Here is a 4,366-nt window from a genome sequence, read left to right as displayed (position 1 = left end):
TGGGTGCTGCCTTTTTTCAAAAAGGCGGCGTCTTCTGAAGCTTTATTAGAAAAAGCTTCACCAAAAACCTTTATAATTTCAGAGTGTTACCGATCCTGACTTTTTAAACAGTCTCTAAAAGCTTCGGGAAATGTTGCCTTCATGAAAAAAAGGCAACACCCTGACAATGTGGGCTTTCATTATCAATGATCTGTTTTTAAAAGATCTTTGAACAATCCTTATGCCACCATGACCCGCAATATGGCTGTATGCAGGAAAGGGGAGGTCAGCCGATCGGCTTATAGGCGATGGCCTCGATCTCCACCATGATATCGGCCATCAGGCCGGCTTCGATGGTGGTGCGTGCAGGGGGGGCAACCGGGAAATAGGTTGCATATACCTTGTTGAATTCCTCGAAATTTCCTGCATCGGTCAGGATGGCAAAGGTCTTGACCACGTCGCTCATTTCGCACCCTGCCGTCTTCAGGACGGCGGTAACGTGATCGAGCACGGCGGCTGTCTGCGCCACGATTCCGCCTTCGACAACCACACCATCCACGACGGGCACCTGTCCCGAGACATAGACATAATCACCTGCACGCACCGCCATGGACAGGGGAACGGCGGCCTTGCCAAAAACTTTCTTCATCATAGGGTTCCTATTTTCCAGAATTTATAAAAATATGCTGATCGGAAATGAATTTTCAGGGACGGGTGGCGACCGGAAACATGTCTGACCTCAGCTTACACCACCACGTGCGATGACAGGCAGGCGGTCAATGACCTTGCCGTCCGAAACAAGGTAGATGTGATCGAACATGTTCGTAACCACACAGGCATGGTTGGGAATGATGCGCACCTTGTCCCCAATGGCGGGCAGGGATGTGCCGCCGCCAGAATGGATGGTGCCGTGTTCCTCGCTCAGGGCGGTGATGCGGCTGTCTTCGTGGCCGATGATATGGCCGTATCCGTCCTGTCCCAGCAGGTCGCTTGTCAGGGTTTTTGTCCCTGCATCAATGATCGCGCGTGTATCGGTGGGGCGGCTGATGACGGTGGCCAGCACACTCAGCGCGCAATCCCCGATCGTCGCGGCGCCCGCCGCCACCTGCGAACGGTCCATATAGATATAGGTGCCGGGGCGGTATTCGGTCATGTTACGTATGTCGCCCGCCGTCCACAGGTCGGGTGTTCCCCCAACCGTGATTGCCGGTATCGTGACCCCGGCCGTGTCGAACACGCCGCGTGCCTGTTCCAGCCACGTGTCCGCCTGTGCCTGTTTCCCGGATGCGGGATAGGTCATCAGCCCGGCAAAGCACAGGTTCGGGGCCGCCATGATCCGTTGCGCCAGCGTCAGTGCGTCGTGTGGTGTCTGCACACCGCAGCGATTGCCCCCGGTGTCGCATTCGACAAATACCCGAAGTGCGGGAATGTCCGCACCCGCCGTCACGCGGTCATATCCCTCGATCACCGGCAGGTTGTCGGCCACAACCGACAGATTGACCTGCCGTGCGAGGTTGACGAGGCGCCCAAGTTTGTGCGCGCCAATGATGTTATAGGTCAGCAGGATATCCGACAGCCCTGCCTGCGCCATGATTTCGGCTTCGGTCAGTTTCTGGCAGGTGATGCCGACTGCGCCTGCCTGCACCTGTTTATGGGCGAACCAGGACAGTTTGTGTGTCTTGATATGGGGGCGCAGGCAGAACCCATGTGTGTTGGCGTACTGTTGCGCCCTGTCGATATTGGCCTGTGCCTTGTCGATATCGACCAGTACGGCTGGTGTATCGAGCATATCAATGGAAATGGACATCGTCTTCCCGCGTTTCAGGTGGAGGGGAGATGCCCGCCAACCATTATCGATAATAACCATGTCGAAACATAATGGCGAAGGGAAGTCGTGTAAAATTGTTAACCGTCACGAAAAAAGTATAAAATTCTCACACCCCATGTTTCCATAGAGGGGAAAGCAGTTTTATTTCCATCCGGGGATAGGGCGATGGCATGACCAGAGGGGAGGCCACCATTGGGGAAAAATTTCGAAAAGCATCGGATTTTCAGAAAAGGCGACAGGATAAGATCCAGCATCGCATGAAAATGCCAGGTAAATATTCCGGAATTCTTTTTATAATCAGGATATTTTAAAAATATTACAATTTCACCTGAAGGGTCCAGAATAAATAACCTTCCGCAACAATAGAATTTTGGAAATATTCCTAAAAATCCTTGAAAGACGTTGCCTTTATGAAAAAAGCAACGCTGGAATTTTATTATTATTTATCAACGGGGTGTTTCGCAACGCCCCCTGTCATGAACTGTGGTGACATTTCCCGGAATCCGGTCATGCGTTTCCGGCAGGCGCCGCGTGTCAGTCCTGTCGCAGTTCCGGCGTGCCGAACCGGCGGTTTTGCAGGACGGGCACAATGGTGCGGGCATGTGCGATCCGTTCGTGGGAAATCGAACAGAATGCCAGTGTCGGGGCCTCCCCCGCCTGTACGATTGCAACGCCGAGCGGGTCCACCACCATGCTTGATCCGATATTGCGGTTGCCGCATTCGCTGACGGCGACCATGTAACATGTGTTTTCCAGCGCCCGCGCGGTGACGAGTACTTTCCAGTGTTCTTCCTTGAGTGGCCCGCGCACCCATGCGGCGGGCAGAACCAGCGCATCGGCCCCGTCCAGCGCCAGGCGCCGCGCCAGTTCGGGAAAGCGTACGTCATAACAGGTCATCAGCCCGATCCGGAAACCCGCCACATCGACAATCGGCGGGATTTCCAGACCGGGTGTGACATTACGTGATTCCTGCACGGCAAAAGCATCATAGAGATGAAGCTTCCTGTATTGCGCGGTGATTTTTCCCTTGTGCAGTACAACCAGCGTATTGTGGTAACGTCCCTGCCCATCGGGGACATGCACGCACCCCATGATGGTCATGTCCACGTCACGGCTTTCATGCAGCAGGCGTGACATGAAGGGGCCATCAAGCGGTTGGGCGGTCTTTGCGATGATATCGGGATCGGCGATGTCATGCGCCAGGATGCCTTCGGGCAGGACCAGAAGCCCGGCCTTCTCCATCGCGGCCTGCCGGATCAGGCCAAGGATGTGTTCCAGATTGGTTTCCCATCTGGGGGAAACGGCAAACTGTCCAAGGGCAACTTTCAGCATGATATGTCCATGTCGATCTGTGTGGGCTCGGTCCGTGTCGGCAGGCTTTGCGTCAGCGTAATATAAAGCCATGTTGCGGTAAATGTTCCTGCCCGCATCCCGCAGGTTGCGCGGTGATTTCGCCAGATGAATAGGGGGTGTGTGATTCTGAAGTGCGGGCATGCATATCAAATGCAGGTGCCCGGGTTGAATTCATTTCCATTGTCGCCCCGGCGCATTGTATCAATACCGGTATGACCGACACGCAGGCGAGTGGTAATCCGGGTTGTCCTTTTACGGGGCATGGCACTGGCGATGGTACTGGGAATGACAGGGCGCGCAGCACTGGCAATACGTGTCCAGTGGATGGCCATGTCGAGGCCCCGCTGGATGAGACGGCCCAGCGTGACAGCATGCCGGCACCTGAAGATGATGGCGCGGGACCGCCGGTCCTGCTGCTGACTGGGGCAAGTCGTGGGATCGGCCATGCCACCGTCAAGCTGTTTCAGGAACGTGGCTGGCGGGTGCTGACGGTATCGCGGCAGGAATTTTCCCCCCTGTGTCAGTGGCGTGCGGCGGGGGATGGCCATATTCAGGCAGATCTTTCCGACCTTGACGCCATTCCCGACCTTGTGGCCGCCGTTCGTGGGTGCCTTGGGAATGGTAGGCTTCATGCCCTTGTCAACAATGCGGGGATTTCGCCCAAGGGTCCGCAGGGCGAACGTCTTGGGCTGATGCGCAGCGATGCGGCCCTGTGGACGCAGGTATTGAACGTCAACCTTGTGTCAACGGCGTTGCTGGCACGGGCGCTTATGCCTGAACTGGAACGTGCGGGCGGGGCGATCGTCAATGTGACCTCGATCGCAGGTTCGCGCGTGCATCCGTTTGCAGGTGTGGCCTATGCGGCGTCGAAGGCGGCCCTGGCGGCATTGACGCGGGAAATGGCGCACGAATTCGGTGGCCGTGGCGTGCGGGCGAACGCGATCGCACCGGGGGAGATTGATACCTCCATCCTGTCCAAGGGCACAGATACACTGGTGGCGAATGGTGTGCCCATGCGTCGCCTGGGAAACCCCATGGAGGTGGCGGAGACGATCTATTTCCTGTGTATGTCGGCGTCATCCTATGTCAATGGTTCGGAAATCCATATCAATGGCGGTCAGCATGTCTGAGCGGACTGTTTGAAAAGTCAGGATCGATAACGTACTGAAATCATAAAGGTTTTTTGGTGAAGCTTTTTCCAAAAAG

At 55.7% G+C, this 4,366-nt stretch carries 4 protein-coding genes; 1 reads left to right on the top strand and 3 read right to left on the bottom strand.

Annotated elements, in window-relative coordinates:
- Positions 1 to 265 precede the first annotated feature (265 nt).
- The 3 genes from B7G66_RS10235 to B7G66_RS10225 all read right to left on the bottom strand — a co-directional run bounded on the left by B7G66_RS10235 (position 266) and on the right by B7G66_RS10225 (position 3,139).
- Positions 266 to 631 carry a RidA family protein gene (locus tag B7G66_RS10235; protein ID WP_003616512.1) on the bottom strand — a complete coding sequence of 122 codons (366 nt, stop codon included), beginning with the start codon at positions 629 to 631 and terminating at the stop codon, positions 266 to 268.
- Between the two features lie 87 nt (positions 632 to 718).
- Positions 719 to 1,786: a D-TA family PLP-dependent enzyme gene (locus B7G66_RS10230; protein WP_003616511.1), complete on the bottom strand. Its 1,068-nt coding sequence runs from the start codon at positions 1,784 to 1,786 to the stop codon at positions 719 to 721.
- A gap of 555 nt (positions 1,787 to 2,341) precedes the next feature.
- Positions 2,342 to 3,139, bottom strand: coding sequence for a deaminated glutathione amidase (locus B7G66_RS10225; RefSeq protein ID WP_003616509.1), 798 nt, complete (start codon positions 3,137 to 3,139; stop codon positions 2,342 to 2,344).
- Between the two features lie 233 nt (positions 3,140 to 3,372).
- Between B7G66_RS10225 and B7G66_RS10220 the strand changes: the two genes are divergently transcribed.
- Positions 3,373 to 4,290, top strand: a complete 918-nt coding sequence (locus B7G66_RS10220) for an SDR family NAD(P)-dependent oxidoreductase (protein WP_174805774.1) — start codon at positions 3,373 to 3,375, stop codon at positions 4,288 to 4,290.
- The last annotated feature ends 76 nt before the right edge of the window (positions 4,291 to 4,366 follow it).

This window comes from Novacetimonas hansenii JCM 7643 (assembly GCF_000964405.1).
GTDB classification, from domain to species: domain Bacteria; phylum Pseudomonadota; class Alphaproteobacteria; order Acetobacterales; family Acetobacteraceae; genus Novacetimonas; species Novacetimonas hansenii.
The sequence above is the reverse complement of the archived record's forward strand: the minus strand, read 5'-3'. Positions and strand labels throughout refer to the sequence as shown.